We start from the raw sequence: 26,518 nt of genomic DNA on the forward strand, positions 1-26,518 counted from the left end.
GAAGAGAATGTTTGAGTTTTGGCTGAAAAATGAGACTGCCGGGGAGGACATCCTTCTCCCCGTGACGCCGGAAGGATATGAGATTACCGCGGGGATGGAAATCGAAACAGTGCGGGCCACTAATTTGGGGGACATCAATGTTACAGGCCGCAGAAAGCCAAAGAGTATCACAATCAGCAGTTTTTTCCCCTGCAGGGAATATCTGTTTACGAGAAAAGGCGGAATCAGCCTGGGGAGCCCGGCCAGTTATGTGAAAAAACTGGAGCAGTGGAAGGATGCCAAGGATATCATACGGGTGGTTATTGCGGACAACGGCGGCGCCCGCGTGAACGATCAGTTTTACATCGAAGATGTCACATCGGGAGAGAAGAAGGAAGATAATGGGGATATCACCTACTCTATCTACTTAAGGCAATATACTCCCATGAAAGTGTCCGCGGTATCGGCGGCACCGGCGGCAAATACACCAAGAGCGGACACGGCAACGGCGGCGCCGAAAAAAACAAAGAGCTACACGGTCAAAAGCGGTGATTGCCTCAGCGCTATCGCCCGGCAGGTGTACGGTGACGCAAGCCAATGGAAGAAAATCTATGAAGCGAACAAATCTGTCATTGGGAATAATCCCAATCTGATTTTTCCCGGGCAGAATTATGTGATCCCATAAGGAGGTAAGCCGGATGAGCATGAGAGCATTCCATATATCCAAAGAAGGAAACAAGACGGAGATCACGGAAATTATCACCAGCCTGACCATCAGCGGAGAATACCGCAGCTGTTCCAGATCATGTCAGTTCGGCATTGTCCATGCGGCGGGGGATGAACGTACCTGGCTGATCAAAATTGATGTGGGGGACATCATCAAAGTGATCGATGTAGACAAGGTCATGTTTCAAGGCCCAGTATGGACCAAAACAAAAGAAACAGAGACCAATGAGATCGACTACAGCTGCTGCGACTATGGAATTTACCTGAAGAAGAACAAAGCCAGCTATGTATTCAACAAAATGACGCCGGAGGCCATCACCAAAAAGATTTGTGGGGATTTCGGCGTGCAGATCGGCAGTTTATCCATTACGGGCGTACCGATCAGCAGGAAGTTTTTCAACGTGACTTTATACGATATCATCATGACGGCGTACTCACTGGCCAATGACAAAAAATACTATTGCATCTTTGAGGGAGAATTGATGTATGTGCTGGAGAAAGGCAAAAAGGAATGTACACCGCTGGAAAGCGATGTGAATTTGCTGACATCCAGTGTCAGCGAAAGCCTGAATAGTATGGTCAATCGAGTGAGAGTATACAGCAAGGAGGACAAACTGCTCAAAGAATTCACGGAAGAAGCGGATGCCAAGCTGTATGGGTATATGACGGAGATTCTGCGGATATCCAGTGAGGATGAAGATTACACGAAAAAGGCGAATGACCTTTTAGAAGGTGTGGAACGAAAAATCACTGTGACAAATTTCGGAACATCGGAATACATTACCGGAAAAAAAGTCAATGTAATAGAACCGTATACCGGTCTGACGGGAATATTCTATATTGACGGTGATCAGCACAACTGGAAAAACGGTGTTTATACGAATAGATTAACTTTGAATTTTGAAAACATGATGGATGAGAAAGAAAGCGGAAGCGAAAATAAGTGAGGCAAGATATGTATAACGAAAATGATAATCCATACAACAATTTTTTAGGAATTATGAGGGAACAGGGTGAGATGAACAACCCCGTTCCCTTTTTGATTGGAGAAGTCAAAACGGCAAATCCGCTGACCGTTGCCATTGGGGACATTGTGCTGGAGCGGAAGGATTTGAAAATCAACAGTTTTTTGCTGAAAGGGTATCAGCGCCGATGGAATCTGGCAACCACAACGGCAACAGGTGTGACGGGGGAAAGAAGCGGTGGCGGCGGAGACGCTTCCTTTGCTTCCCATTCTCATGACCAGCATACACTAGGAGTTCCGGATGGAACATTCACAACATTGGATGATTTTGCCGCCGGAGACGAAGTGCTGATCCTCATGAGCAAAGATCAGCAGCAGTACATTCTTGTCTGCAAATTGCTGTAAAAAGAAAGGAGGGGAAGGGATGAGCCTGTTTCCATTTTTCGGAGATACTGCGGCGGAAACTGAATCTGGAGCAGAACTGCCTTTGTACAAAGAAGTGGCATGGGATTTTGAAAACAATGTCCCCCGACTGAAAAACGGAGAATACGAAATCGCTGCGGAAAACAAAGCTATCAAAACATGGGTATATAAGGCACTGAAAACGGAACGATTCCGCTATCTGATTTACAGCTGGAATTTCGGCAGCGAGATTGACAGTTTGATCGGCCAGAGCTACACGCCAAATCTGACAAAGGCGGAGTGCATCCGCTATATAGAAGAGGCTTTGCTGATCAATCCCTATATCAAAGCAGTCACAGAAGTAGAGGTGTCGTTTTCAGAGGGGCACCTGAGTGTTTCTGGACATTTGGAAACAATTTATGGGGAAACAGAAATAGAGGTGAGCGTGTAAATGTATGAAGATAAAACCTATGAAAATATAAGGGATGAGATTCTGTCAAAAATTACGCTGGTAGATACGAGAGAAGGGTCTTTTACATCAGACGCAGTAAGTCCAATTTCCATGGAAATGGAAAAGGCGTATAACCAATTTGACCGCATGCTGGGAATCATGTTTCTGGATACATCTGCAGGCAGTTACATAGATGAGCGCGGAAAAGAATACGGAATTATCCGCAAAGAGGGAACGTATGCCAAGGGCGAAGTGACATTTACTGGAGAAAAGGATACGGAGATTCCGGCGGGCACTTTATGCTCTACTGTGGGCGGGCTGTTGTTTGAAGTCCTGGAAGGCGGTGTGATTCCGGAGGCAGGAAGCATCACTCTTCCAGTACAGGCTCAGGAGCCGGGGGATAAGTATAATGTGCTGGCAGGGAGTGTGCGGATTCTCCCGGCAGCGATTTTTGGAGTTACGTCAGTTACCAATGCGGAAAAAATGCTGGGCGGTGCGGAGCAGGAAACAGACGCTGAGTTGGTGGAGCGCATATTGATGAAGCTGCAGGCGCCGGCTACCAGCGGGAATGTATACCATTATAAGATGTGGGCCATGAATGTGGAAGGCGTCGGAAATGTCAAGGTGTTCCCGCTGGATAATGGTCCTGGGACAGTAACAGTTATGCCGATTACCAGCAGCGGAAGAGCGCCGGATGAGGAGATCCTGCAACGTGTGGCCGCGTATATTGAGGAGCAGCGGCCCATCGGGGTCACAGTGACAGTCATGGCGCCAGCAGAAAAAATGATCAATGTGGCCGCTTCAGTGCAGATCACTACCGCGGTTACCGCAGAAGCGGTACAGGCAGCCTATGCGAAACTGATGGAGGAATATATCAAAAGCAGTGTATTTGAGCGGAATACTGTAGATTATTTCAAGTGCCTTTCAATGTTTTATGATATTGACGGCGTAGTCACAGTTACAAGCTTTTCTATCAATGGAGGGTCAGAAAATATCTCCATTGGAGAAAAAGAAATTCAGGTTATGGGGACGATTGACGTGGAGGGGGCGAGCACATGAAATTGATGGAGCTGCTTCCGCAGGATTATACCAGAAGTCCTGCCATGGTGGAACTGCAGGAGACCCTGGAATGGGTTGGCACTGAATTAGAAGTTGATATTGATGATCTGGGAAATCAGCTGTATCTTGATACGGCCACATGGGGGCTGAAAGAGTGGGAGAAGATGTTTGGCGTCAATACAGACCTGACAAAATCATATGAGTTCCGGAGAGCGGCAGTGCGGGCAAAAATGATGGGCACAGGCACCACAACAGTGGCGCTGATCAAATCCGTATCCGAGAGCTTTCTCGGCGGCCAGGTGCGTGTGGTAGAACAGAATGGGATATACAAATTTTTGATCATCATGGAAACCATTATTGGGATACCGCCGAATGTGGAGGACCTGAAAAAGGCCATTGAAGAAATCAAGCCAGCGCATTTGACCTTTGAGATCATATTCAAATACAACAACCACACGGATTTACATAGATATACCCACGGGCAGCTGCGGCCATATCGACATAGAGAACTGAAAGAAAGGGAGATCGTATGAAAAAAACAGATCGTGATGAAGTCAAGCGGAAACTGCGCAAATGGGGCAGAGTAAAGCAGGTCTGCGCTGAACGCCAGGTCAGGATCGGACAATATCAAAATTTGCTGGAAGGCTTGGGCCGAAATAAGGATCAGATGGATGGGGTTGATTTAGAAAGAATTGCAAAATCCCATCAGGAAAGCATACAAAATCTGACAGAGGGAATTGAGGCGCTGAACAGATTTTCTGACAGGATAGAAAAACTGGTAGTAGGCTTGGACGCAGAAGAGGAAATGGTTATGCGATTGTATTATGGCCGCGGCGCGACAATATATGCTATCAGTATGAAAATGCATATGAGCAGGGCTACCATATTTCGGATCAAAGAAAGAGCGCTGGATAAACTGGCGGGGTTTATGAGAGAAGAAGAAGAAGAGGTGACTATATGACATGGGATATTGTGGCGGGGATTATCGCTCTGGCAGCGTTTATTATAACGGTTGTAAAAACGATCATCCCACTGACCAATGCCGTTACAAAACTGACGGAAAATATTATATCCATATCGGGATCTGTGGATGAAATCAAGAAAAAGAAAAAAGAAGAACATCAGCGGATATGGGATCATAACCGCAGGCAGGATGGAATGCTGCAAAACCACGAACAGCGGCTCCATGAGTTAGACGGGAAGTGGTACGAGCCTTGAAAAAGAGAAGAAAGACGTTTACGAAGAAGCTGGTAAAGTGGGTAATGGCCATTTCATTGTTTGATTTGCAGTTATCCTATTTACTGGCTTTTTTAGGCCGCGTGGAAATTGCGGAAAATCTGTCTATGACTGTGGTAACGACCATCATTGGTACGGTCATTACCTATTGCATTAAGTCCTTCAAAGAAACGAAAGAGGAGGAAAGATTGCGATATGAAAAGGAAAAAGACAGTGTATGGACAAATAAGGAGGGAGAAGCATGAAAGCGCTGAATTTTATTATTGAAAACTGGTACTTTATTGTGACGGCCATTGTGATGATTGCAATGGCCATTATTATTACCGTGAATTTTTTCAATCTGCCGGCAAAGGAGCAGACAGAAAAGGTAAAGGAATGGCTGCTGTACGCCGTGACGGAGGCGGAAAAGCAGTTGGGCGGCGGCACAGGACAGCTGAAGCTGCGGCAGGTCTACGACTTGTTTGTGCAGCGGTTCCCGGCGGTAGCTTTGGCCGTATCGTTTGAAACATTCTCTCTCTGGGTGGATGAAGCCCTGGAGCAGATGCGGAATATGCTGGCACAGAATGAACAGGCGGCCGCCTATGTGGAAAGTGGTGTTTTGGCACAGGGAATCCTGGAGGGGGTGGAGATTGATGGCTAAGGTAACGGCGGCGGAACTGGTGGCGTTTGCACTGTCCAAGCTGGGAACGCCTTATGTGTATGGGATGAAAGGTGCGGTCATGACGCTGGAGAAATATAACCAGCTGAAATCTATGTATGGAGATCTGGTCTGGGACAGTGACAAAAATAAGGTAGGAAAAGTCTGCTGTGACTGTTCCGGTCTGATTTCCTGGGCTACAGGCATCATCCGAAATTCTCAGGGATACCATGATACGGCGCTGGAAGTGCAGCCCATCTCGACAATCTCTAAAGCGCCGATCGGGGCGGCTGTGTGGCAGAAGGGACACATCGGCATTTATATTGGAAACGGGGAATACATCGCTGAGGATGGCAGCGCTTATGGATGTCGGAAGAATAAGCTGAGCAAAGCTGGATTTACCCATTGGCTGAGACTGGCGGATATTGATTACACAGTGAAACAGGAGGTAGATGACGAAGTGGTAGAGCAGGCGAAATTGATTGTGAATGGTAAGGAGTATGCTGTGGAGCGGATTTTGAAGGACGGTACAAACTATATCAAGATCAGGGATATTGCGGATGTGCTGGGGTATGAGATCAGTAATGAAGGTAATATTGCCATTCTGATTAAGAAGTGAGAAATAGTGAATATAAAATTATAGTTTTTAATTACAGCTTATGAATAGATTGAGGTAGCACCTAAAAATATAAAAGTTGAATTTGATGTTTTCAATATTTTATGCTAATATGAGAATAATCTAAATGATAAAAAAGATATTAGCAAATGGGAGGCAACTATGAAAGCAAGTGGTATATTCTCTGCGTTTCCTAACGAAAAAGTAAAAATAGTAAAGCGCGACTCAAGTATTATTGAAAATATCGATGCGGTTATTGATAGTAAGAAAATATTTATTGAGAATACGGAGATCGATATTGAAGAAGGAGATATAGTAGAAAGGGATTTACCATCTGGTTCAGTAGAGCAATTTTTAGTTATTGACCGTGGTTTCCATAAAGGAAGTTATGGGATTCCAGATCATTATCAAATAAAATATAGAAGACAATCAAAAATTATTGACAATGATGATAATAAAATTATCAATCAATATAACATTTCGAATGCAGAAAAAATAAATATTAATTCAACAGATAACTCTATCACCTATAAAATAACAGATAATGATTTAGCAGTTATGGATACAATTTGCTCTCTTGCAAAAGGACTGGATAATGAAAAAGATATTATTTTTGCTGTAAATGAAATGAAAAAACATGCTGGAACAAAGTCATATATAGAAAAGTATAATGCTTTTATACAAAGTATAGCAAACCATATGACGATTTTTGCTCCATTTATTCCACTCCTGTCTTCACTGTTGATAAAATAATTTTTTCTATAACAAGTATTGAATTTGAGAAAGAGGAATAAAACTATACCACAAGACTGTTTTTATCTAAAAATACAACTTTTATGCAACTTTTTTATATCGAGAACCCAGTAAAATCAAGGGTTTTAGCCGTTTTTACAGGGTTTGATTCCCATCAAGTGCACTTAAATATGACTAGCAAAGGAGGTATGACAATTTTGGCAAAGAAATGAAAGAGGCGGGGCGAAAGCCCCGCTCTTTTGTTTGTTATTAAAATATAGTTCTGTTTGTGTTAACTGTTGTGTTAACCTTTAAATCAAAATACAGTTTTTTACCTTAAATAATAGCGATTTTACCATATGCTGTTTTGACATACCCATATAAAAATATTGATTTTATGCCTTTTGTTGAAATAAGTGGGTTTTAATGATTGTTTGATATTTTCATAAATGCGGGTTCAAGTCCCGTCGGTAGCTTCAAAAAAGAGTGTCTATGGACACTCTTTTTTTATATCTGAAAGCGCGGGAGAGCAAAAAGGGCTGAAATCTTTCATTGTAAAGATTTCAGCCCTTCTGTATCTAGAAGTTTATTTGGTTTTCGTTCCTTATTTCTCCAGTTCCGCCAGCTTTTCCAGAATCTGTCCGCTGCGGTCGATGAACGCGGTCATTTCCTCGCTGGTCAGGCTGCGGTGGCTCATGAGAGCCAGATCATATACCTGGCGGCAGATCATCTGGCAGTCCTCTTTTTTCTCCTCCTGATCGGCGGCATCCATCAGGAACTGCACCAGCTTGTTGGATTTATTCAGTACCAGTGTTTCGTCGGGTTTTACATTGGCGAACATGGCTTTGTACATTTCGTTGTTTCCATATGCCTCCATCATTTCCATCATACGGCGGCTGTCTTCGCTCAGCAGGATCATAGCGGAAACGCTGGCTGTTTTCAGGTGTTCCGCCTTTACCTTCAGATCCTCTTTGGACAGAGCCTCCCGGAATAGGGTCTCCATTTTGGTGTTGGCGTATTCGTCTGCCTGTTTCTTGGCTTCGCTTTCTTCGCCGTCTTTCTTTTCCTGCAAAGTATCGGTAATATCGGCGTCGATCCGCTGTACCTTTACGCCGGGGTTTTTGTATTCCAGGAAGGAAACAAAGGGCTTATCCACAGGGGAGGTCAAAATGGCCGCCTCCAGCCCCTGTTCCTTGAACATACGGATATACTGTGCCTGCTGTGCCTCGTCTGTTACAAAGAAAATCTTGTTTTCGTGTTTTTCCTTGTTCTTTTCCAGATATTCGGCAATGGTTTCGTATACGCCGTCGGTGGTCTTTAACAGCAGAGCGTCCTTGATTTTGTCGTAAAGGCTTTCTTCTCGCATACAGCCGTATTTGAAGAACATACCGATGTCATCCCAGAAGCCTTCGTAGGCGCTCCGGTCGGATTTAAAGAGCTGGTTCAGCTTATCGGCTACCTTTTTGGTAATGTAGCTGTTCATTTTTTCTACATAGCCGTCGTTCTGCAGGGCGCTTCTGGATACGTTCAAGGGCATATCCGGGCAGTCCAGCACGCCTTTTAACAGCAGCAGGAATTCCGGCACCACTTCCCTGATATTGTCAGCGATATAGACCTGATTGGAATAGAGCTTAATCTGGCCTTCCACCACATCCATCTGTTCCACCAGTTTAGGGAAGTAAAGGATACCTTTCAGGCGGAAGGGATAGTCCATGTTCAGGTGAATCCAGAACAGAGGATCGTTCAGGTCAAAGAATACCTTATGGTAAAATTCCTTATATTCTTCTTCAGTGCAGTCTCTGGGCTGTTTTAGCCACAGGGGAGAGGGATCGTTGAGGGGCTTGGGTTCCTCTTTTTCTTCCTCGGTTTTTTCTGTTTTTTCCTGGGCCTTCGCCAGAATCTCCTCTTTCGTCAGAGAAGCGGCTTCTTCTTCGGAAATATGGATGGTGTTGTCTTTTTCGGCAGGGGTTTCTTCGGCCTCGTCCTCTTTGCTGAGGATGTCTACGAAAATAGGCACGGGCATGAAGGCGCAGTATTTATGCAAAGCCGCGTAGAGCTTTGTTTCATCCAGAAATTCCTCACCGTCCTCGCTGAGGTACAGGGTGATAGTAGTGCCTCGTTCTGTGCGGCTGCCGTCGGACATTTCGTAGTCGATGCCGTCGGCACAGCTCCATTTCGCCGCTGCCGCGCCCTGCTGGTAGGACAGGGTGTCGATCTCTACTTTATTGGCTACCATAAAGGCGGAATAGAAGCCCAGACCGAAATGGCCGATGATTTCGTTGTCCCCTTCGGCTTTTTCCTCATATTTCGCCAGGAAATCAGCGGCGCCGGAGAAGGCGATCTGGTTGATGTATTTTTTGATCTCCTCGTCGGTCATGCCAATACCGTTGTCCACGATCTGTAATGTTTTTTCGTCCTTGTTCAGGAGCACACGTACCTGAAAGGCTTCCTCGGCAGGAATGTGGTCCGCCTCGCCCATGAGCATCAGCTTTTTCAGTTTTGTCACGGCGTCGCAGGCGTTGGACACTAGTTCCCGGATAAAAATATCCTTGTCGGTATAGAGCCATTTTTTAATGATCGGCAAAAAATTTTCACTGTTTATGGAAAGATTCCCAGTTTCTTTCATATGATATTCAACCTCCTGTTGCTATGGAAAACTCCATCATATTCTGCTTTACAAAGAATATTGTAGCACCGCGGGAGGAAAAGTCAAGAAAAAATTAGCACTCAATCAAATTGAGTGCTAACAAAATTATCAATCTTCTTTTTGGATGGCGATGCCATTGGCCTGACAGAAGTTCTGGATATAGGAAAACCATCGGTCCTCGCTTTTTTTGTCCAGGGAAAAGGTTTCCTGGGCCACGGAGAGGGTGCAAAGGAGAATACCTTCCCGAAACAGCAGGTTCCAGAACAATGCCTGGGCGTTTTCGTAATCCGCCGCTTCTTCTTCCGAAAGAGAAAGCACCAGCTTCATCTGTTTGGGTGTTTTTTTCCCGCGGATGGCCTGAAAGACCAGCGGCTTGATCTCTGCCCAGCTGCACCAGCCTTCCTGCTCCGTTTCCTCATAAAAATCCATGTCCCGCTTACCGTCCAGAGAAAGATGGGCAAAAGCGGAAATTTCACCCTGCCGGAAGCGGAAGCCGTCAAAGGCGTCGCTTTTGAAAAGCAGGGACATAAAATGTTTGGTATCCGGTACGGTAAATGCGTGCATGGTCAATATCCTCCTTGGTGATTTCACGGGAATATTATACCGTTTTTTTATGGCGCTGGCAATGGCGGGAAGGGGAGGCTCCGCCAAAAAATATCCGTTATTTCTTGCGTTTGACAAGCGCCTATATTATAATAAAGTATGATTTTCCAAAAATGAATGATCGAAATAAGGTAATTTTTTTAGGAGGGAACTACCCTATGGCAGAAGAAAAAACAATGGAAAACAGCGGATTAGGCGCCACCGGCAACTTTATCCATAACTACATCCAGGCGGATCTGGAGGGAGAACTGAATAAGATCCATACCCGTTTCCCGCCGGAACCTAATGGATATCTGCACATTGGACATGCCAAGTCCATTTGCCTGAACTTCGGGCTGGCAAAGCTCTACGGCGGCAAATGCAATCTGCGTTTTGACGATACCAACCCCACCAAGGAAGATGTGGAATATGTAGAAAGCATCCAGGAGGACGTAAAATGGCTGGGCTTCGACTGGGAGGACCGGCTGTACTATGCTTCTTCCTATTTCCAGAAATATTACGAAGTGGCTGTAAAGCTCATCAAGGAAGGCAAGGCCTTTGTCTGTGACCTGACAGCGGAAGAAATGCGGGAATATAGAGGCACACTGAGCACACCCGGCAAGGAAAGCCCTTACCGCAACCGCAGTGTGGAAGAAAATTTGGATCTGTTTGAGCGCATGAAGGCAGGGGAGTTCCCTGACGGCTCCCGTACCCTGCGGGCCAAGATCGACATGGCGTCTCCCAATATCAATATGAGAGACCCTGTGATTTATCGTATTTCCCACGCGGCACATCATACCACCGGTACAGAATGGTGCATTTATCCTATGTATGACTTTGCCCATCCTCTGGAGGACGCCATCGAAGGCATCACCCACTCCATCTGTACCATGGAATTTGAGGATCACCGCCCTCTGTACGACTGGGTCGTAAGAGAAGCGGGCTATACCGTAAATCCTCCCAGACAGATCGAATTTGCTCGTCTGGGCATGACCAATACAGTCATGAGCAAGAGAAAGCTCCGTGCGCTGGTAGAGGACGGGCTGGTAGACGGCTGGGACGATCCCCGTATGCCTACCATCAGCGGTCTGCGCCGCAGAGGATATACACCGGAATCTATCCGCGACTTCTGCGAACGCATCGGTGTTTCCAAGGCCAACAGTATGGTAGACAGCGGTCTGCTGGACTACTGCATCCGTGACGACCTGAAGGCCAAAGCCCCTGTGGTTATGGCGGTGCTGGACCCTCTGAAACTGGTTATTACCAACTACCCCGAAGGTCAGGTGGAAATGATGGAACTGGAGAACAACCCCGAAAACCCGGAACTGGGTACAAGAGTGGCGCCTTTTACCAGAGAGCTGTATATCGAAAGAGAGGACTTCATGGAAGAACCTGTAAAGAAATTCTTCCGTCTGGCCCCCGGCAAGGAGGTTCGTCTGAAAGGGGCGTATTTCGTAACCTGCACCGATTTTGTCAAGGATGAAGAGGGCAATGTGGTAGAAGTACACTGCACTTATGATCCCGAGACAAGAAGCGGCAGTGGCTTCGAGGGCAGAAAAGTCAAAGGTACTCTGCATTGGGTCAGCGCTTCCGACCATGTAAAGGCAACGGTAAGACTGTACGATTATATGATGCTGGATAATCCCGACGATCCCAACGGAGAGATGATTATGAACCCCAACTCTCTGGAGGTAAAAGAGAATGCTGTCATCGAGCCTTCCATCAAAAACGCCAAAAAGGGAGAGCGCTATCAGTTCATGCGTAACGGTTACTATATCGTAGATACCAAGGACACCACAGAGGATCATCTGGTATTTAACCGGATCGTGCCGTTGAAGAGCTCTTTTAAATTAAAATAAGAATGCCGCAGGGCGATGAAACATCGTGAGGCATCTTCATAGAAAGTAAAGAAAGCTGAACTCTTTGTATGACAAAGAGTTCAGCTTTCTTTTTTACCGGGAGTTGATCCGGTCTGTTTCTTGATCCCGCGATTTTTTAAAGAGAGGAAGGGATTTATTTTAAAATGTCTTTGACAACATCCTGCGGGATCACAAAGGAAGGGCTGCCCTGGGCGCCTGCGGCGACTTCGTATTCATCAAAGCAGATGACAATGTTTCCGTCTGCGTTGATATAGAATTTGGGATCAGACCCGATGGTGCGGAACGCGTTCTGGGCGTCGCTCTGGCTTTCCAGGAAGAACATGCCGCCTTCTTCTTTGTTCATGCGTTCCATTTCACCCAGAAGATAGGCGTCAATGGGCGTGGTGTAGTTGGCGCCTTCTTTGAATAGATCGGAGAAGGCAATAAGCTTGCCGGCTTTCTTGTCGATATTATAGAAGGTATGTTTTTCCCAGGCGGAACCTCTTGCCTCAAACAGCGTAAATTCCAGAGCCAGAATATCCTCATTGTCTGTTTTTACGGAATATGTATATTCCATATTTTCGTGGAAATTACCGTCACCGGAGGCTTCCTGCATTTCCTCAATGGTCTGTCCGAAAGCGGCAATGATCTGGGCCGCGTTTTCTTTAAATTCCGCGTTCAGCTGCGCCTCCAGTTCCGGATTCATCAGCCCCTGGATCTGAGCGGTTTCTATTTTTGCCTGGTAGTTGTCCTCTTTCACTTCGTAACGGTTAAGGGTAAGCACACGGACAACGGAATCCATGACGGGTACCTGACTCATGGCATAGGCCAGTGTAGGGCTGGCGTTGAGGCTGGCGGTCAGCAGACAGAGGCAGGCCGCCGCGCCCATCCATTTATGACGGCTGCTCAGTTTTCTCTTTTCTGCTTTCATGGTATCGGACAGACGTTTTTTGAACGCTTCGTCCGCTTTGATGTTTTTATATTCTTCTTTCCATTTGTTCATCATATCATTTTTCATATTTATACCTCCTGTATTTCCAGTTTTAATCGTTCCAAGGCACGGTAGAGCCTTGATTTTACAGTGTTTTCATTTAATTCCAGGATCTGCGCCACTTCTGAGATGGTCATATCCTCCAGAAAACGCAGCACCAGGATCGGCCGATGCTTTGGGTCCAGATGGTCCATCATTTCCTCAAAACTGATGTGGGAATAATCGTCTGTCAGGGGCTCCAGATGCTCCATGGCGCCATCCTCCAGATAAATGATTTTTTGTCTGTCCTTTATATGGCTGAGGGCCGTGCGGGCGATAATGGTATAGAACCAGGATTTCATTTTTCCGGTGTCCTTCAGACTGTTGATGGAGCGCAGCGCTTTTACCACACTTTCGTTCAGAATGTCCTCAGCATCCTCCTTGTTTTTGACATATGTATAAGCGAACCGGTACGCAGCGTCTACATTTTCATTGATAAATTGTTCAAACATGTTTGCTTTGTTCATTTTTTGACCTCCTTCTGTACCTAAGACGTTTTTTCAGAGGGAAAAAGTTTTGGAAAATAAAAATTTTTTTCTGCGTTCCATTTTAACAGAGAAAATGCCCCTGTCTATGGAAATAAAAACCCACGGAGCAAGATTAAATAAATATTAAAAGAAATCGTCTGTCATCTTCCAAAATATCTTCTATAATTTTTCCCAGAACTGAATGAGCAGGTAAGGAGGAAATGATATGAAGCTGACAAAAAAGAAGATTCTGCTGGGGGTTGCCATCGCGGTTGTGGTGATCGGCGGCGCCAAAATGGCTCTGGGGGCGAAAAACGCCAAGCCCGCTGGCACGCCGGTGATGACAGCGGCGGTAACAAAAGGGGATCTGAGCCAGACCTTAAAGCAGAAGGCGGTATTGGAAGGAACGGAAAGTATTGAGGTCGTTTCCAAGCTGCATTATAAAATACAGGAACTTCTGGTCAAAGAAGGGGATAAAGTGACGAAGGGGCAGCTTCTGGCGGTGCTGGACAGCAGCAATCTCCAGCAGGAAATTTCCCTGACACAGGGGGATTTGAAGCTGCTGGAATACCAGCAGCAGGAAACCCTGGACAGCCGCCAGAAGGAATATGACAACGCTCTGGCCGTAAAAAATGAAGCCCAGAAAGCCTATGACAAGGCAGCGGCCCTGTATAAAGCCGGGGCAGGTACCGAACAGGAAATGGATAATGCCAAGTCCACCCTGGAAAAAGCACAGCGGGACCTGGATGCCATTCCCACGGAAAACGGGAAAGCTGTTCTGACCGATTCCGAAAGACAGACCAGAAGCAATACCTTGCAGAAGGCCAGCGTACAGGCCCAGACCTTGAATGACTGCCAGATCCGCAGCTCCATCAGCGGAACGGTCACCAGAGTCAATACAAAGGTAGGCAGATTCGCCGATGAAACGGAAAACAGCAAGCCCATGTTTGTGATCGAGGACATCGACCATTTGCAGATGAAGGTTCTGGTCAGTGAAAATGACATCGATCAGGTGGAAGTGGGTCAGAAAGTAGAAATCAGAGCGGAGATTCTGGAAGGCGACACCGTCAGCGGCGTGGTGGAGCGGATCTCTCCCACAGGTGAACAGAAAAACAGCAGCTCCAGCGAACGAGTTATCCCGGTATATATCCGTGTGGAGGGAGAGAATGAAAAACTGATCGCCGGGATCACGGCGGAGGCCACTATTCTGATCGCTTCCGCAAAGGACGCGCTGATCGTTCCCATTGAAGCCGTTGGGCAGCAGGTGGACGGCACAACAGCGGTCTATACTGTGACAGAGGAAGGCGTTGTACATATTGTGCCCGTAACCGTTGGGCTGGAAACGGATCTGGAGGCGGAGCTGAAGGACTGCCAGATTCCGGAGGGCACAAAAGTCATCCTGAATCCTTCCGCAAATCTGACGGAAGGAATGATGGTTGCGGTACAGTAGGGAGGCACTGGATATGAAGGAAATCATCAGAATCGAACATCTGAATAAATATTATGATACCGGCGCCATTCAGGTCCATGCCCTGCGGGGGATCAATCTAAGTGTCTATGAAGGCGAGTATGTGGCGATTATGGGCCAGTCCGGCTCCGGGAAATCCACACTGATGAATATTCTGGGATGCATGGACCGGCAGTTTGAGGGGGTCTATGAATTAGACGGCATTTCTATCTCCGGGCAGAACGAGGATCAGCTTTCTGCGATCCGGAATAAAAAGATCGGGTTTGTTTTCCAGGCCTTTCAGCTGATTCCCCGTACATCCGCCCTGAAAAATGTGGAGATCCCCATGATCTATGGCGGCATGAAAGGCGAGGAACGCCATGAACGGGCAAAACAGCTGTTGGAGAAGGTGGGCCTGGGCGCCAGAATCCACCATATGCCCAATGAGCTGTCCGGTGGTCAGAAGCAGAGGGTGGCCATTGCCAGAGCTCTGGCCAACAGCCCCGCCATTATTCTGGCCGATGAGCCTACGGGGAATCTGGATACCAGATCCTCCCATGAGATTATGGATTTTTTCACGGAATTGAACAAAGAAGGGGCTACGGTCATCGTAGTTACCCATGAGGAAGATATTGCCGCCTGCACCAAGCGGATCATCCGTTTTCAGGATGGACAGATCATACAGGATGAAAGGGTGGTGAAGGAGGAATGTTGATTTTTGAAAATATCCGTCTGGCGGCCTCTTCCATCCGGGCAAACAAAATGCGGTCTTTTTTGACGATGCTGGGCATGATTATCGGCATCAGCTCCGTCATCGCCATTGTTTCCCTGGGGGATACCATGCGCAGTGTGGTAGCCAATGAGTATAAGAATGTTGGCCTCGGTCTGGCCTATGTCTATATCAATTCACAGGAGGATTATCTGGGCGAAAATGAGCTTTTTACCCAGGAGGAAGCGGACCGGCTGAAGGAAGCCATGGGAGACAGCCTGCGGTATGTGGGTTTTAATCAGAGTACCCGAACGGATTTGAGCGTAGGGCGCAGAACCAGCAAAATTTCTGTGACGGGGCTGGCGGAAAATCCCACAGCCATGAAGAATCTGAATATTATTTACGGCCGGATGCTCAATGATGAGGATGTGCAGAAAAAACGGCATCATCTGGTCCTCCAGAAAGAGACGGCGGTCAATATGTTCGGTACGGAAAACGCCGTCGGGGAAACCGTCAAAATCAAGCTTAACAATAATCTGGAGGAATTCCTGGTGGTAGGGGTCTACCAGAATACAGATTCCGCGCTGATGAAAGCCCTTCAGGGCGGCAGTATGGAAACGGCCTATATCCCGGAAAGTATCCTTGTATCGCCGGACAGCATGATGTGGAGCGTTTACATGATTATCAATGACGCGTCGCAGATGGATCTGATGAAGGAACGGATCGTGTCTTATTTTTCCAGAACAAAAAATATAGACCGTCAGTCCATTGTTATGAGCTCCGCGTCGGAAGAAATGAATATGGTAGACAGTATGCTGGGCTCTTTGTCCGCGGTAGTCGGCGCCATTGCCGCCATTTCTCTGGTAGTGGGCGGTATCGGCATTATGAATATCATGCTGGTTTCCGTAACGGAGAGAACCCGGGAGATCGGCATACGAAAGGCGCTGGGAGCTAAGACCAAAGATATTCTGACCCAGTTTCTGGTGGAAGCGGCTATGATTTCCGCCGCCGGCGGCATGATCGGCACGGCGCTTGGGATTTCTGTGGTTGCCATCGGCGGCATGGCCTTTGGCATTACGACGGTAGTGAAATTCCAGGTGATCGTTATCGCTGTGGTCTTTTCCGCTATGGTAGGGCTGGGCTTTGGCCTGTATCCAGCCAGAAAAGCCGCCAAAGCAGACCCGGTGATCGCTCTGCGTTATGAATAAAAAAGTAAGGTAAAATGTCAAAAAAGGTGTAAAACATGGAAAAAATTCATGGGTTGCACCTTTTTTTGTGTTGATTTGGGCGGGAGTATGGTATAATACTTTGATGTGGAATCTTGGGAAGGAGGCGTTTTTCATGGAAGAACAGAATATGGGAAGCGGGCAGAGACCTTTTACCCATCTGCACGTTCATACGGAATACAGCCTTCTGGATGGTTCGGCAAAGATTAAGGAACTGGTGGAACGGGTGAAAGAACTGGGCATGGACAGCATTGCCATCACCGATCACGGCGCCATGTACGGTGCCATCGAGTTTTACAAAGCGGCAAAGGCTGCGGGCGTCAAACCCATCCTTGGCTGCGAAGTCTATGTGGCGGCCGGCTCCCGTCTGGTCAAGGAGGGCAAGGGCGGCGGTTATTACCACCTGGTGCTTCTGGCGGAAAATGAGGAAGGCTACCACAATCTGATTAAACTGGTTTCTTATGGATTTATTGATGGATTTTATTATAAGCCGCGGGTGGATAAGGACCTGCTGCGTCAATACCACAAGGGCATTATTGCGTCCTCTGCCTGTCTGGCGGGGGAGGTAGCCAGAGATGTTTTGACGCTGTCCTATGACCATGCAAAGGAAGCGGCGCTGGAATATCTGGATATCTTCGGGGAAGGAAATTTCTTCCTGGAATTGCAGGATCACGGCATGGCGGAGCAGAAAACTGTCAATGAGGCCCTGAAGCGGATGTCCCGGGAAACGGGGATTCCTCTGATCGCCACCAACGACAGCCATTATATCTATAAAGAGGACGCGGTGCCCCATGATGTGCTTTTGTGCATCCAGACAGGCAAGACTGTACAGGATGAGGACCGTATGCGTTATGAGGGCGGACAGTTTTATGTGAAAAGCCCGGATGAAATGTACGCGCTGTTTCCGGATACGCCGGAGGCGCTGGAAAATACGGCAAAAATCGCCGAACGGTGTAATGTGGATTTTGTGTTCCACGAATTAAAACTGCCCCGTTTCGATGTGCCGGAGGGCAAAACGGCGAAGGAATACCTGCGGGAGCTTTGCTACGCCGGTTTCCGGGAATTGTATCCGGAGCCCAAAGATGAATGGAAGGAGCGGCTGGAGTACGAGCTGCGCACCATTGAGACCATGGGCTATGTGGATTATTTCCTGATTGTATGGGATTTTATCCGCTATGCCAAGGAACATGATATTATTGTAGGGCCGGGGAGAGGTTCCGCGGCAGGGAGTATGGTCTCCTACTGCCTGCATATTACCACCATCGACCCTTTGCGTTATGATTTGATTTTTGAGCGCTTCCTGAATCCGGAGCGTGTCAGTATGCCGGATATTGATGTGGATTTCTGCTATGAGCGCAGACAGGAAGTCATTGATTATGTTATTGAGAAATACGGAGAGGACCATGTAGCCCAGATCATTACCTTTGGAACCATGGCGGCCAGAGCGGCCATCAAGGATGTGGGCCGGGCGCTGGCGATGCCTTACGCCGACGTGGACCGGATCTCCAAAATGATTCCTACGGAGCTGGGAATCACCATAGAAAAAGCCTTAAAAATGAACCCGGAACTGCGGGCAGCTTATGAAAGCGAAGAGACTACCAAAAATCTGATAGATCTGTCTATGCGTCTGGAGGGCCTGCCCCGTCATTCCTCCACCCACGCGGCTGGTGTTGTTATCTGCCGGGAGCCGGTTATGGAGTATGTGCCCCTCAGCGCCAACGATGGGCAGGTCAATACCCAGTATACCATGACGCTTCTGGAGGAACTGGGACTTTTGAAAATGGACTTTCTGGGACTGCGTACCCTGACGGTTATTCAGAACGCCGTAAAAGAAGTGGAGCGTATCCATGGCGCGAAGCTGGATATGGATACCCTGCCGGATGATGACCCAGCCGTATACCAGCTGATTTCCCAGGGAAAAACAGAGGGTGTGTTCCAGTTGGAAAGCGGCGGTATGAAGCAGTTCATGCGGGAACTGCAGCCAGAACGGCTGGAAGACTTGATTGCCGGGATTTCTCTGTATCGTCCCGGTCCTATGGATTTTATTCCTAAATATATCAAAGGGAAGAACAACCGGGAAAATATTCAGTATACCCATCCGGCTTTGGAGCCGATTTTGAAAAATACTTACGGCTGTATCGTATATCAGGAACAAGTTATGCAGATCGTACGGGATCTGGCTGGATACAGCCTGGGCAGAAGCGACCTGGTTCGCCGCGCCATGAGCAAAAAAAAGGCGGATGTTATGGCAAAAGAGCGGCAGAACTTTGTTTACGGCGACGGACAGGAAGTGCCCGGCTGTGTGGCAAAGGGCATCCCCGCCGAAGCGGCGGAGAAAATATTTGACGAAATGACCGATTTTGCCAAGTATGCCTTTAATAAGAGCCATGCGGCCTGCTATGCTGTGGTAGGCTATCAGACGGCGTGGCTGAAAGCCCATTATCCGGTGGAATTTATGGCGGCGCTGATGACCAGCGTTATGGACAACGCAAATAAAGTTTCCGGTTATATTGAAGAATGCAAGAAAATGGGCATCCGGCTTTTGCCGCCGGATATCAACGAGGGATATGGTCATTTCTCTGTATCGGAGAACCAGATCCGATTTGGGCTGGCGGCCATAAAAAACGTAGGAAGAAATGCCGTAGACGCTTTGGTGGCGGAACGGGAGAAAAACGGACCTTTTGTCTCGCTGACGGATTTCTGCAGCCGCATGGAAAGCGGGGAGTGGAACAAGCGCGGGCTGGAAAGCCTGATCAAATCCGGCGCTTTGGACTCTCTGGGCGGAAAACGAAGTCAGTATATGGCATGTTATAAGGGAATCCTGGACGGCATCGGACAGTCCAGAAAAAATAATATTGACGGCCAGATGAACCTCTTTGATTTGGGAGGCGCATCGGCAGCGCAGACCGATGATCTGCCGCAGATCGGGGAATTTCCGCAGAAAGAACTGTTGGCTATGGAAAAAGAAGTTTTGGGCATTTATGTCAGCGGTCACCCGTTGGCGGTTTATGAAAAGGAACTTCGCCGGAAGGTGAGCCATACCAGCATAGATTTTCTTCCGGAAGAGGAAGAAGAAGACAGGATGCAGGTGACAGAAGGAACAAAGGTTTCTGTTGGCGGCATGATTGCGGCGAAAAATGTGAAATATACCAGAAATAATGAAAAAATGTGCTTCCTGACGCTGGAAGACCTGCAGGGGAATATAGAAATCGTTGTATTTCCGAAAGTCATGGAGCAGTGCGGCGCATCCCTGGACGAGGAAAGCGTGGTGCTGGTGAAAGGCCGGGCCAATGTATCTGCCGATGGAGAGGCCAAAGTGATCGCTTCGTCGATCGTTCCTCTGATGCAGGAAGGATCGGAGAAAAAACCGGCTTCCCTCTGGCTGAAGCAGCCGGCGGGAGAGGAAACACCGCTGGTATGGATCACAGCCATATTACAGAAATACAAAGGCGATACGCCTGTGTATATATATGAAGAAAAAACAAAACAAAAGATGAAAGCGGACCGGAAATTCTGGGTAACCTTAGAAGAAGGCCTGCTAAAGGAACTTCGAGAACTGCTGGGCGAGAAAAATGTGGCGGTAAAGAATGGATAGGAGGCTTATGATGAAAGAGGATGACAAATTTTTTGCGGAAGCGCCGTTTATCTGCGTGAAAGCAATGGAAAAGGGTGTGAATATTATCGGCGTAACCAGGGGAGAAACAACAAAGATACATCACACTGAAAAACTGGACCGCAACGAAGTTTTGATCGCGCAGTTCACAGAGCATACCTCGGCCATCAAAGTCAGAGGGAAAGCGGAGATTTATACCCCCTACGGCGTCATCCATAGTGGGGAAACAGAGGAAAGTGTATAACTTATTGGGAGGAATTATCATGGAACAGGAAAAAAAGATCAAAAAAATCGGTGTTTTGACCAGCGGCGGCGACGCGCCCGGCATGAATGCGGCCATCCGTGCCGTAGTGCGTACCGCGCAGTATCATGATGTGGAAGTCATTGGGATCCGCAAAGGGTATAATGGTCTCATCAATGGGGAAATCAAAGAAATGAGAAGCAAGGATGTGTCTAACGTCATGAATCTGGGCGGTACCATCCTGCACACAGCCCGCTGCCCTGAAATGATGACAGAGGAAGGCGTCAGCAAAGCGGCTGCCATCTACAAGATTCTGGGCCTGGACGCGCTGGTAGTGATCGGCGGCGACGGCTCCTACCGCGGTATGGCGGAACTGGCAAAAAGAGGGGTTAACTGTATTGGGATTCCCGCTACCATTGACCTGGACATGAACTGCACAGAATACACCATTGGTTTTGATACAGCGGTAAATACAGGGATGGACGCGCTGAACAAATTAAGAGACACTTCCAGCTCTCATGAACGCTGTTCCGTTGTGGAAGTCATGGGCAGAGACGCGGGCTATATCGCCATCTGGTGCGGCATGGTCGGCGGCGCGGAGGACGTTATGTTCCCCGAGGAAAAGGACAAAATTGACAGCGCGAAAGTTATCCAGCAGATTCTGGAAAACAGAAGCATCGGCAAGCGCCATAACCTGATCGTTGTAGCGGAAGGCGTTGGCGGTACACAGAAGCTGGCTAAGGATATTCAGGAAATCACAGGTATCCAGACAAGAGCTACCATTCTGGGCCATCTGCAAAGAGGCGGCAGCCCCACAGCAACAGACCGGATGCACGCTTCCATGATGGGCTACCATGCCGTAAAGGCGATTCTGGAAGGACAGCAGAACCGTGTTGTTTCCTACAACAAAGGCCGTTATGAGGTGCTGGATCTGACCGAAGCGCTGAATATGGAAAAACACCTGGACAGAGAGATCTATGATGTCATCAAGGTCCTGGCGATCTGATGAGATAAAACAAAGAGAAGGAATCTGGCGGAAGTGCCGCGAATTTTGGCCGGAATTGGGCTGGCCGAAAGGCGCAAGCCGCCTCCGCCGTTTGCGAAGAAATCTGCAAAACGGCGTGGAAAGAGACTATTGAAGGAGGCATATGGGATGCGCAGAACAAAAATCGTTTGTACTCTTGGCCCAGCATCTGGCAGTGTAGAAATGATGAAAAATCTGATACAGTGCGGTTTGGATGCGGCCAGGGTGAATTTTTCCCATGGCACTTATGAAAGCCTTGGCGAAATAATCAAAAATTTGAAACAGGCAAGAGAGGAATTAGGCGAGCCGATTCCTTTGATCTTAGATACGAAGGGACCGGAGATCCGGCTCAAGACCTTTGAGCAGAATAAAATCCGTCTGGAAGAAGGGGACAGCTTTATTCTGACTACGGAAGATGTGCCGGGGACGAAGGAACGTGTTTCCGTGACCTACGCGGATCTGCCGAAGGATTTGCAGAAAGGCTCCCGTGTATTGGTAGACGATGGTTTGATCGAACTGCGGGTAGAAAGCATTCAGGGTCCGGAGGTACACTGTGTGGTAGTGACCGGCGGCGAAGTCAGCTCCAGAAAGGGTGTAAATCTGCCGGGAGTACAGGTAAACCTGCCTGCTTTGACAGAGAAGGATATTCAGGATCTGAAATTCGGTATTGCCAATGGTTTTGACTATGTAGCGGCTTCCTTTGTGCGTTCCGCATCCGATGTCATTAAAATGCGGAAAGTGCTGGAGGAAAACGGCGGCGACGGAATCCAGATCATTTCCAAGATCGAAAACCAGGAAGGCGTGGATAATATCGACGAGATCCTGGAGGTTTCTGATGGCATTATGGTAGCCAGAGGGGATCTGGGGGTAGAGATCCCGCCGGAAGAAGTGCCTCTGGTACAGAAAATGCTGATTGCAAAAGCCAATAAATACAGCAAACCTGTCATTACAGCCACACAGATGCTGGAAAGCATGGTAAAGAGCCCCAGACCCACCAGAGCAGAGGCCAATGACGTTGCCAATGCCATTTTTGACGGCAGTGACGCCATCATGCTGTCCGGCGAAACAGCCATGGGCGCTTATCCCTGCGAGGCTGTTTCCACGATGGCGAGAATTGCGGAAAAGACAGAAAGCAGTATCAATTACAGCAAGAACCTCACAAGAAATCTGGATGAGGGCCAGACCAATATTACCAATGCCATCAGCTTTGCGGCCTGCACCACCGCTGCGGAACTGAAAACAGCCTGCGTCTGCACCATTACGCAGTCCGGCTTTACGGCCAGAATGATCTCCAAGCACCGTCCTGTCTGCCCCATTGCGGCGGGCACTATGGAGGAGCAGGTTTGGCGCCAGCTGAATCTGGTATGGGGCTGCCGTCCTGTGCTGCATAAAGGAGCGCTTCCCAAAGGCCAGGTATTTGATACAGCTATGCGGATTGCCGAAAGAAGCGGTCTGGTAAAGAACGGAGACACAGTGGTTCTGGCGCTGGGGATGCCTGTGGGCATCAGCGGCTCCACCAATACTCTGCGGGTAGACATTGTAGGGGATGTGCTGTGTAAGGGCATCGGTATCGGCACCAAAAAGGTCAGCGGCACCGCCCGTGTCATCAAAGTACGGGAGGAAATGGAAAGCGAGTTCAAAAAAGGCGATATCCTGGTAACTACCTATACCGACAATGATTTTATGCCCCTTCTTCAGAAGGCATCGGCAGTCATTGTAGGACCGATGGCGCATGCGGAAAACTGCCATGCGGAGATTGCCGGCAGAGCGCTGGATATTCCCGTGATTATCTGCAACGCGAAAGTCATTGATTTTATTCCCAATGACGCGCTGATTACCGTTGACGCGGAAAGAGGCTTTGTATACAAAGGGATTCCCGGAGAAAAATAATCTTTTCCGGAAGGGTTCATCAAAGGCATTGGATCACTTTTTCATAAGTGGTCTGATGCCTTTTTTTCTGGTGGATTTTCGAAGATAAGATGTTTACTGTATCCATAAAAACGTTGATTTTACAGGGTTTTGACCGGTTGCGTCCGTAACAGGAAGATCATAGGATTTTTTTGTATGTTCTGCCAGAGGAAAATTTTTCCATCTATGGGGAATATGCTCAGATGTGGACATATGATTTTGTGAAAAAGAACGAATAATTCAGAATATTGAATTTTCTTCAAAATAAATATTGACACAAGGGGAATGGGGATTTAAGATATTGACAGGGATTCAATATATTTAATCTATTGATTCATTATGTTGAATCACATGAAGGACATCCGGAAGCAGTGCACAGTTCTTCAAAGGAAAAACAAATAGATACGGTGCCCAAAAGGCTTTTTGCGCATCGAAAGGAAAATAGGAGGGAGATTTATGAGTACGACCTTAATTAGTGCGGACAACACGTGGGCGCTGATGGCGATTACCTGCGGTTGGGTTGCCATTTCCATATGGGCAGAGCAGACCTTTAAGTTTGCTTCTAAAATTTCCGGCGCTATCATTGCGCTGATTGGCGCATTGGCATTGACCAATCTGAAAATCATACCCACAAGTGCCCCCTGGTTTGATGACATCATCTGGGGCTATGTGGTACCCCTGGCGATTCCTCTGCTGCTGATGCAGTGCGACGTTCGTAAGATCTGGAGAGAATCCGGAAAACTGCTGATTATTTATCTGATCGGTTCCTGCGGTACCGCCATTGCGGCAGTAGTAGCTTACAAGCTTCTGCAGGGCAAGATTCCTTATCTGGAAGGCATCGCCGGCATGATGACCGGTTCCTATATCGGCGGCGGCGTAAACTTCGCAACACTGTCCAAGACATTTGATATTCCGGGCGAAATGGTAGCTGCAACAACAGTTGCGGATAACTGCCTGATGGCGTTCTACTTCTTCGTTCTGGTAGCGATCCCCGGGATCGGTTTCTTCCGCAAACATTTCAGACATCCTCATCTGGATGAGGTGGAAAGCATTGGTGTTAGTGACGAAGCAAAAACACAGGCATCCGCTTACTGGGAAAGAAAACCCATTTCCCTGCGTGATATCGCCATTGACTTTGCCATCAGCGCCATCATCGTATGCGTTTCCAAGATCGTAGCAGGCTTCCTGGGTCAGGTAATCCCTGCGGAAGGCGTTGTGCTGAAAATGATCAACGGCCTGCTGGGCAACGAATATCTGATTATGACCACTGTGGCAATGCTGGTAGCAACATTCTTCTCCAAACAGGTGGAAAAGACATCCGGCACACAGGAAATCGGCACTTATCTGATTTACTTATTCTTCTTTGTAATTGGTGTGCCCGCGTCTATCCCTCAGATCCTGAGAGAAGCGCCTCTGCTGTTTGTATTCTGCGCAATCATGGTTCTGATCAATATGCTGGTATGCTTTGTATTCGGCAAACTGTTCAAATTCAATCTGGAAGACATTATTCTGGCTTCCAACGCCAATATCGGCGGCCCTACCACAGCGGCAGCCATGGCAATCTCCAAAGGCTGGATCAAGCTGGTAGGTCCTATCATGCTGATCGGTACTCTGGGGTATATCATAGGTACCTACGCTGGTACGTTTATCGGACAGCTGCTAGGCGCCTGAGTGCGATAAAAAAAGTAATTTATGTTGTTTATTGTGTTGCATAATTCCATAGTTTCAAAATATTTGTACTTCTACCATTTCACAAATCAAGGAGAACCGGAAGGATGCAGAAAAGAAAGAAGGGGATTCGATGGTTTTTGACGGACATTCTGATATTTTTACCGACGTTTTGCAAAAGCGCCTGAAAGGAGAAACTGACGTTTTAAGAAAGCATCATCTGCCCAGACTGCGTAAGGGCCAGATTGAAGGCGGATGTTTTGTACTGTGGGTAGATCCCCCCTACACCACAGACTACGTAAAACGGACAGAACAGCTTCTTTGGGCCGTAAAAGAAGAGATGGCGGAATGTCAGGATGCGGTGCTGGTACATAATACAGCAGAGATCCAGAAGGCAAAGGAAGCAGGAAAATTCTATATTCTGCTGGGTGCGGAAGGCCTGGCTTCCATTGGAGACGATACCGACAAGCTGGATCAGCTGTACGAATTTGGCCTGCGTCATGCCATGCTCACATGGAACGAAGAAAATATGCTGGGGACTGGCGTACAGGGTACACCCACCAGAGGCCTGACAGAAGCGGGTAAGAAAATGGTGCGTGCTCTGGAAGATAGAAAAATGATCGTTGATGTTTCCCATCTGAATGAAGCGTCCTTCTGGGATGTTATGGCAACGGCGTCTACACCCATTCTGGCATCTCATTCCAATGCCAAAGCGCTGTCTAACGCAGCAAGAAACCTGACTGATGACCAGCTGAAGGAAATTGCAAAAACAGGCGGTTTGGTTGGCTTAAATTCCTTTAATCTGTTTGTCAGCCAGAGTATTCCGGAACAGACCATTGATCGTTTTGTAGACCACGCTTCTTATATCGCGGACAAGATCGGCGTGGAGCACATGGGCTTTGGATTTGACTTCTTCGAGTTCCTGTCCAATGACGCTATGAAAGATTACAGCGATCAGGATACCTCCTATACCGTAGGCCTGGAGGATTGTTCCAAGGTGCCCGTATTATTGGAGAAAATGCGCGGCGCTGGTTTTACAGAAGAAGAGATGGAAATGATTACCTGGAAAAACTGGCATCATTTGATTCAAAAAATCTTGGGGTAATGAAAAAAATATTTTCGTGATCCTGAATATGGCAGGATGCGAAAAGAAAGGCGGAGATCCGGTTTGGGGCCGGAACTCCGCTTTTTTGCGTTTGAATTTATAATCTAAGTGCAACAAGTAAAAATGACTCACAGTTTCTGGTAAAATGGTGTTTGCAAAGACATCCATTAAACTAGGAGGAACTATGAGC

The 26,518-nt window shown here is 47.6% G+C and carries 26 protein-coding genes; 22 read left to right on the forward strand and 4 right to left on the reverse strand.

Features of this window, described 5'->3' with window-relative positions; genetic code table 11:
* Positions 1 to 7 precede the first annotated feature (7 nt).
* The 12 genes from H9X84_RS10305 to H9X84_RS10360 all read left to right on the forward strand — a co-directional run bounded on the left by H9X84_RS10305 (position 8) and on the right by H9X84_RS10360 (position 6,823).
* Entirely contained in the window at positions 8 to 664 is a 657-nt protein-coding gene (locus tag H9X84_RS10305; RefSeq protein ID WP_205134269.1) for a LysM peptidoglycan-binding domain-containing protein, read from the forward strand.
* A 13-nt stretch (positions 665 to 677) separates the two neighbouring features.
* The gene (locus tag H9X84_RS10310; RefSeq protein ID WP_205134268.1) at positions 678 to 1,652 is read left to right on the forward strand and encodes an XkdQ/YqbQ family protein; all 975 of its coding nucleotides are present in this window, start codon (positions 678 to 680) and stop codon (positions 1,650 to 1,652) included.
* 8 nt (positions 1,653 to 1,660) lie between these two features.
* Positions 1,661 to 2,074 carry a DUF2577 family protein gene (locus H9X84_RS10315; protein WP_205134267.1) on the forward strand — a complete coding sequence of 138 codons (414 nt, stop codon included), beginning with the start codon at positions 1,661 to 1,663 and terminating at the stop codon, positions 2,072 to 2,074.
* Positions 2,075 to 2,093: 19 nt separating this feature from the next.
* Complete coding sequence (locus H9X84_RS10320; RefSeq protein ID WP_205134266.1) at positions 2,094 to 2,522, forward strand: DUF2634 domain-containing protein; 429 nt, start codon at positions 2,094 to 2,096, stop codon at positions 2,520 to 2,522.
* Positions 2,523 to 3,581: a baseplate J/gp47 family protein gene (locus H9X84_RS10325; RefSeq protein ID WP_205134265.1), complete on the forward strand. Its 1,059-nt coding sequence runs from the start codon at positions 2,523 to 2,525 to the stop codon at positions 3,579 to 3,581.
* Positions 3,578 to 4,114, forward strand: a complete 537-nt coding sequence (locus H9X84_RS10330) for a putative phage tail protein (RefSeq protein WP_205134264.1) — start codon at positions 3,578 to 3,580, stop codon at positions 4,112 to 4,114. The genes H9X84_RS10325 and H9X84_RS10330 overlap by 4 nt, the downstream gene beginning before the upstream one ends.
* On the forward strand, positions 4,111 to 4,542 hold the full coding sequence (locus H9X84_RS10335; RefSeq protein ID WP_205134263.1) for a sigma factor-like helix-turn-helix DNA-binding protein: 432 nt from the start codon (positions 4,111 to 4,113) through the stop codon (positions 4,540 to 4,542). Before H9X84_RS10330 ends, H9X84_RS10335 begins: the two co-directional genes overlap by 4 nt.
* A complete protein-coding gene (locus H9X84_RS10340; RefSeq protein WP_205134262.1) occupies positions 4,539 to 4,799 on the forward strand; it encodes a hypothetical protein in 261 nt (86 codons plus the stop codon). Before H9X84_RS10335 ends, H9X84_RS10340 begins: the two co-directional genes overlap by 4 nt.
* The gene (locus H9X84_RS10345) at positions 4,796 to 5,062 is read left to right on the forward strand and encodes a hypothetical protein (protein WP_205134261.1); all 267 of its coding nucleotides are present in this window, start codon (positions 4,796 to 4,798) and stop codon (positions 5,060 to 5,062) included. Before H9X84_RS10340 ends, H9X84_RS10345 begins: the two co-directional genes overlap by 4 nt.
* Positions 5,059 to 5,457 (forward strand): hypothetical protein, encoded by a 399-nt coding sequence (locus H9X84_RS10350; RefSeq protein WP_205134260.1) that lies wholly within the window; start codon positions 5,059 to 5,061, stop codon positions 5,455 to 5,457. Before H9X84_RS10345 ends, H9X84_RS10350 begins: the two co-directional genes overlap by 4 nt.
* The gene (locus H9X84_RS10355; RefSeq protein WP_205134259.1) at positions 5,450 to 6,073 is read left to right on the forward strand and encodes an NlpC/P60 family protein; all 624 of its coding nucleotides are present in this window, start codon (positions 5,450 to 5,452) and stop codon (positions 6,071 to 6,073) included. The genes H9X84_RS10350 and H9X84_RS10355 overlap by 8 nt, the downstream gene beginning before the upstream one ends.
* A gap of 159 nt (positions 6,074 to 6,232) precedes the next feature.
* Positions 6,233 to 6,823, forward strand: a complete 591-nt coding sequence (locus tag H9X84_RS10360) for a hypothetical protein (RefSeq protein WP_205134258.1) — start codon at positions 6,233 to 6,235, stop codon at positions 6,821 to 6,823.
* Positions 6,824 to 7,406: 583 nt separating this feature from the next.
* On the opposite strand, the gene htpG is transcribed toward H9X84_RS10360, so the two are convergent.
* Together htpG and H9X84_RS10370 are read right to left on the reverse strand one after the other, a co-directional pair.
* A complete protein-coding gene (gene htpG, locus H9X84_RS10365) occupies positions 7,407 to 9,428 on the reverse strand; it encodes a molecular chaperone HtpG (RefSeq protein WP_205134257.1) in 2,022 nt (673 codons plus the stop codon).
* A gap of 129 nt (positions 9,429 to 9,557) precedes the next feature.
* Entirely contained in the window at positions 9,558 to 10,013 is a 456-nt protein-coding gene (locus H9X84_RS10370; RefSeq protein WP_205134256.1) for a DUF5721 family protein, read from the reverse strand.
* Between the two features lie 197 nt (positions 10,014 to 10,210).
* Here H9X84_RS10370 and H9X84_RS10375 point away from each other — a divergent pair, with 197 nt between their 5' ends.
* On the forward strand, positions 10,211 to 11,890 hold the full coding sequence (locus H9X84_RS10375; protein WP_243423735.1) for a glutamine--tRNA ligase/YqeY domain fusion protein: 1,680 nt from the start codon (positions 10,211 to 10,213) through the stop codon (positions 11,888 to 11,890).
* 154 nt (positions 11,891 to 12,044) lie between these two features.
* On the opposite strand, the gene H9X84_RS10380 is transcribed toward H9X84_RS10375, so the two are convergent.
* Together H9X84_RS10380 and H9X84_RS10385 are read right to left on the reverse strand one after the other, a co-directional pair.
* Positions 12,045 to 12,908, reverse strand: coding sequence for a DUF3298 domain-containing protein (locus H9X84_RS10380; RefSeq protein WP_205134255.1), 864 nt, complete (start codon positions 12,906 to 12,908; stop codon positions 12,045 to 12,047).
* 2 nt (positions 12,909 to 12,910) lie between these two features.
* Positions 12,911 to 13,387: an RNA polymerase sigma factor gene (locus H9X84_RS10385; protein ID WP_205134254.1), complete on the reverse strand. Its 477-nt coding sequence runs from the start codon at positions 13,385 to 13,387 to the stop codon at positions 12,911 to 12,913.
* Between the two features lie 226 nt (positions 13,388 to 13,613).
* On the opposite strand from H9X84_RS10385, the gene H9X84_RS10390 reads away from it, so the two are divergent.
* From H9X84_RS10390 to H9X84_RS10430, 9 genes are all read left to right on the forward strand, one after another.
* Positions 13,614 to 14,837: an efflux RND transporter periplasmic adaptor subunit gene (locus H9X84_RS10390; RefSeq protein WP_205134253.1), complete on the forward strand. Its 1,224-nt coding sequence runs from the start codon at positions 13,614 to 13,616 to the stop codon at positions 14,835 to 14,837.
* Between the two features lie 13 nt (positions 14,838 to 14,850).
* Positions 14,851 to 15,549: an ABC transporter ATP-binding protein gene (locus H9X84_RS10395; RefSeq protein WP_205134252.1), complete on the forward strand. Its 699-nt coding sequence runs from the start codon at positions 14,851 to 14,853 to the stop codon at positions 15,547 to 15,549.
* Positions 15,543 to 16,751: an ABC transporter permease gene (locus H9X84_RS10400; RefSeq protein ID WP_205134251.1), complete on the forward strand. Its 1,209-nt coding sequence runs from the start codon at positions 15,543 to 15,545 to the stop codon at positions 16,749 to 16,751. The genes H9X84_RS10395 and H9X84_RS10400 overlap by 7 nt, the downstream gene beginning before the upstream one ends.
* A gap of 133 nt (positions 16,752 to 16,884) precedes the next feature.
* A complete protein-coding gene (locus H9X84_RS10405; RefSeq protein ID WP_243423734.1) occupies positions 16,885 to 20,364 on the forward strand; it encodes a DNA polymerase III subunit alpha in 3,480 nt (1,159 codons plus the stop codon).
* 10 nt (positions 20,365 to 20,374) lie between these two features.
* Positions 20,375 to 20,626: a trp RNA-binding attenuation protein MtrB gene (gene mtrB / locus H9X84_RS10410; RefSeq protein ID WP_205134250.1), complete on the forward strand. Its 252-nt coding sequence runs from the start codon at positions 20,375 to 20,377 to the stop codon at positions 20,624 to 20,626.
* 19 nt (positions 20,627 to 20,645) lie between these two features.
* Complete coding sequence (pfkA, locus tag H9X84_RS10415; protein ID WP_205134249.1) at positions 20,646 to 21,629, forward strand: 6-phosphofructokinase; 984 nt, start codon at positions 20,646 to 20,648, stop codon at positions 21,627 to 21,629.
* Positions 21,630 to 21,776: 147 nt separating this feature from the next.
* Positions 21,777 to 23,537: a pyruvate kinase gene (gene pyk / locus H9X84_RS10420; RefSeq protein WP_205134248.1), complete on the forward strand. Its 1,761-nt coding sequence runs from the start codon at positions 21,777 to 21,779 to the stop codon at positions 23,535 to 23,537.
* A gap of 474 nt (positions 23,538 to 24,011) precedes the next feature.
* Positions 24,012 to 25,226 (forward strand): DUF819 domain-containing protein, encoded by a 1,215-nt coding sequence (locus H9X84_RS10425; protein WP_205134247.1) that lies wholly within the window; start codon positions 24,012 to 24,014, stop codon positions 25,224 to 25,226.
* A 130-nt stretch (positions 25,227 to 25,356) separates the two neighbouring features.
* Positions 25,357 to 26,328: a dipeptidase gene (locus H9X84_RS10430; protein WP_205134246.1), complete on the forward strand. Its 972-nt coding sequence runs from the start codon at positions 25,357 to 25,359 to the stop codon at positions 26,326 to 26,328.
* Positions 26,329 to 26,518: the final 190 nt, after the last annotated feature.

It is taken from the genome of Anaerotignum lactatifermentans (assembly GCF_016902535.1).
In the GTDB taxonomy this organism is placed as follows: Bacteria; Bacillota; Clostridia; order Lachnospirales; family Anaerotignaceae; genus Anaerotignum; species Anaerotignum lactatifermentans_A.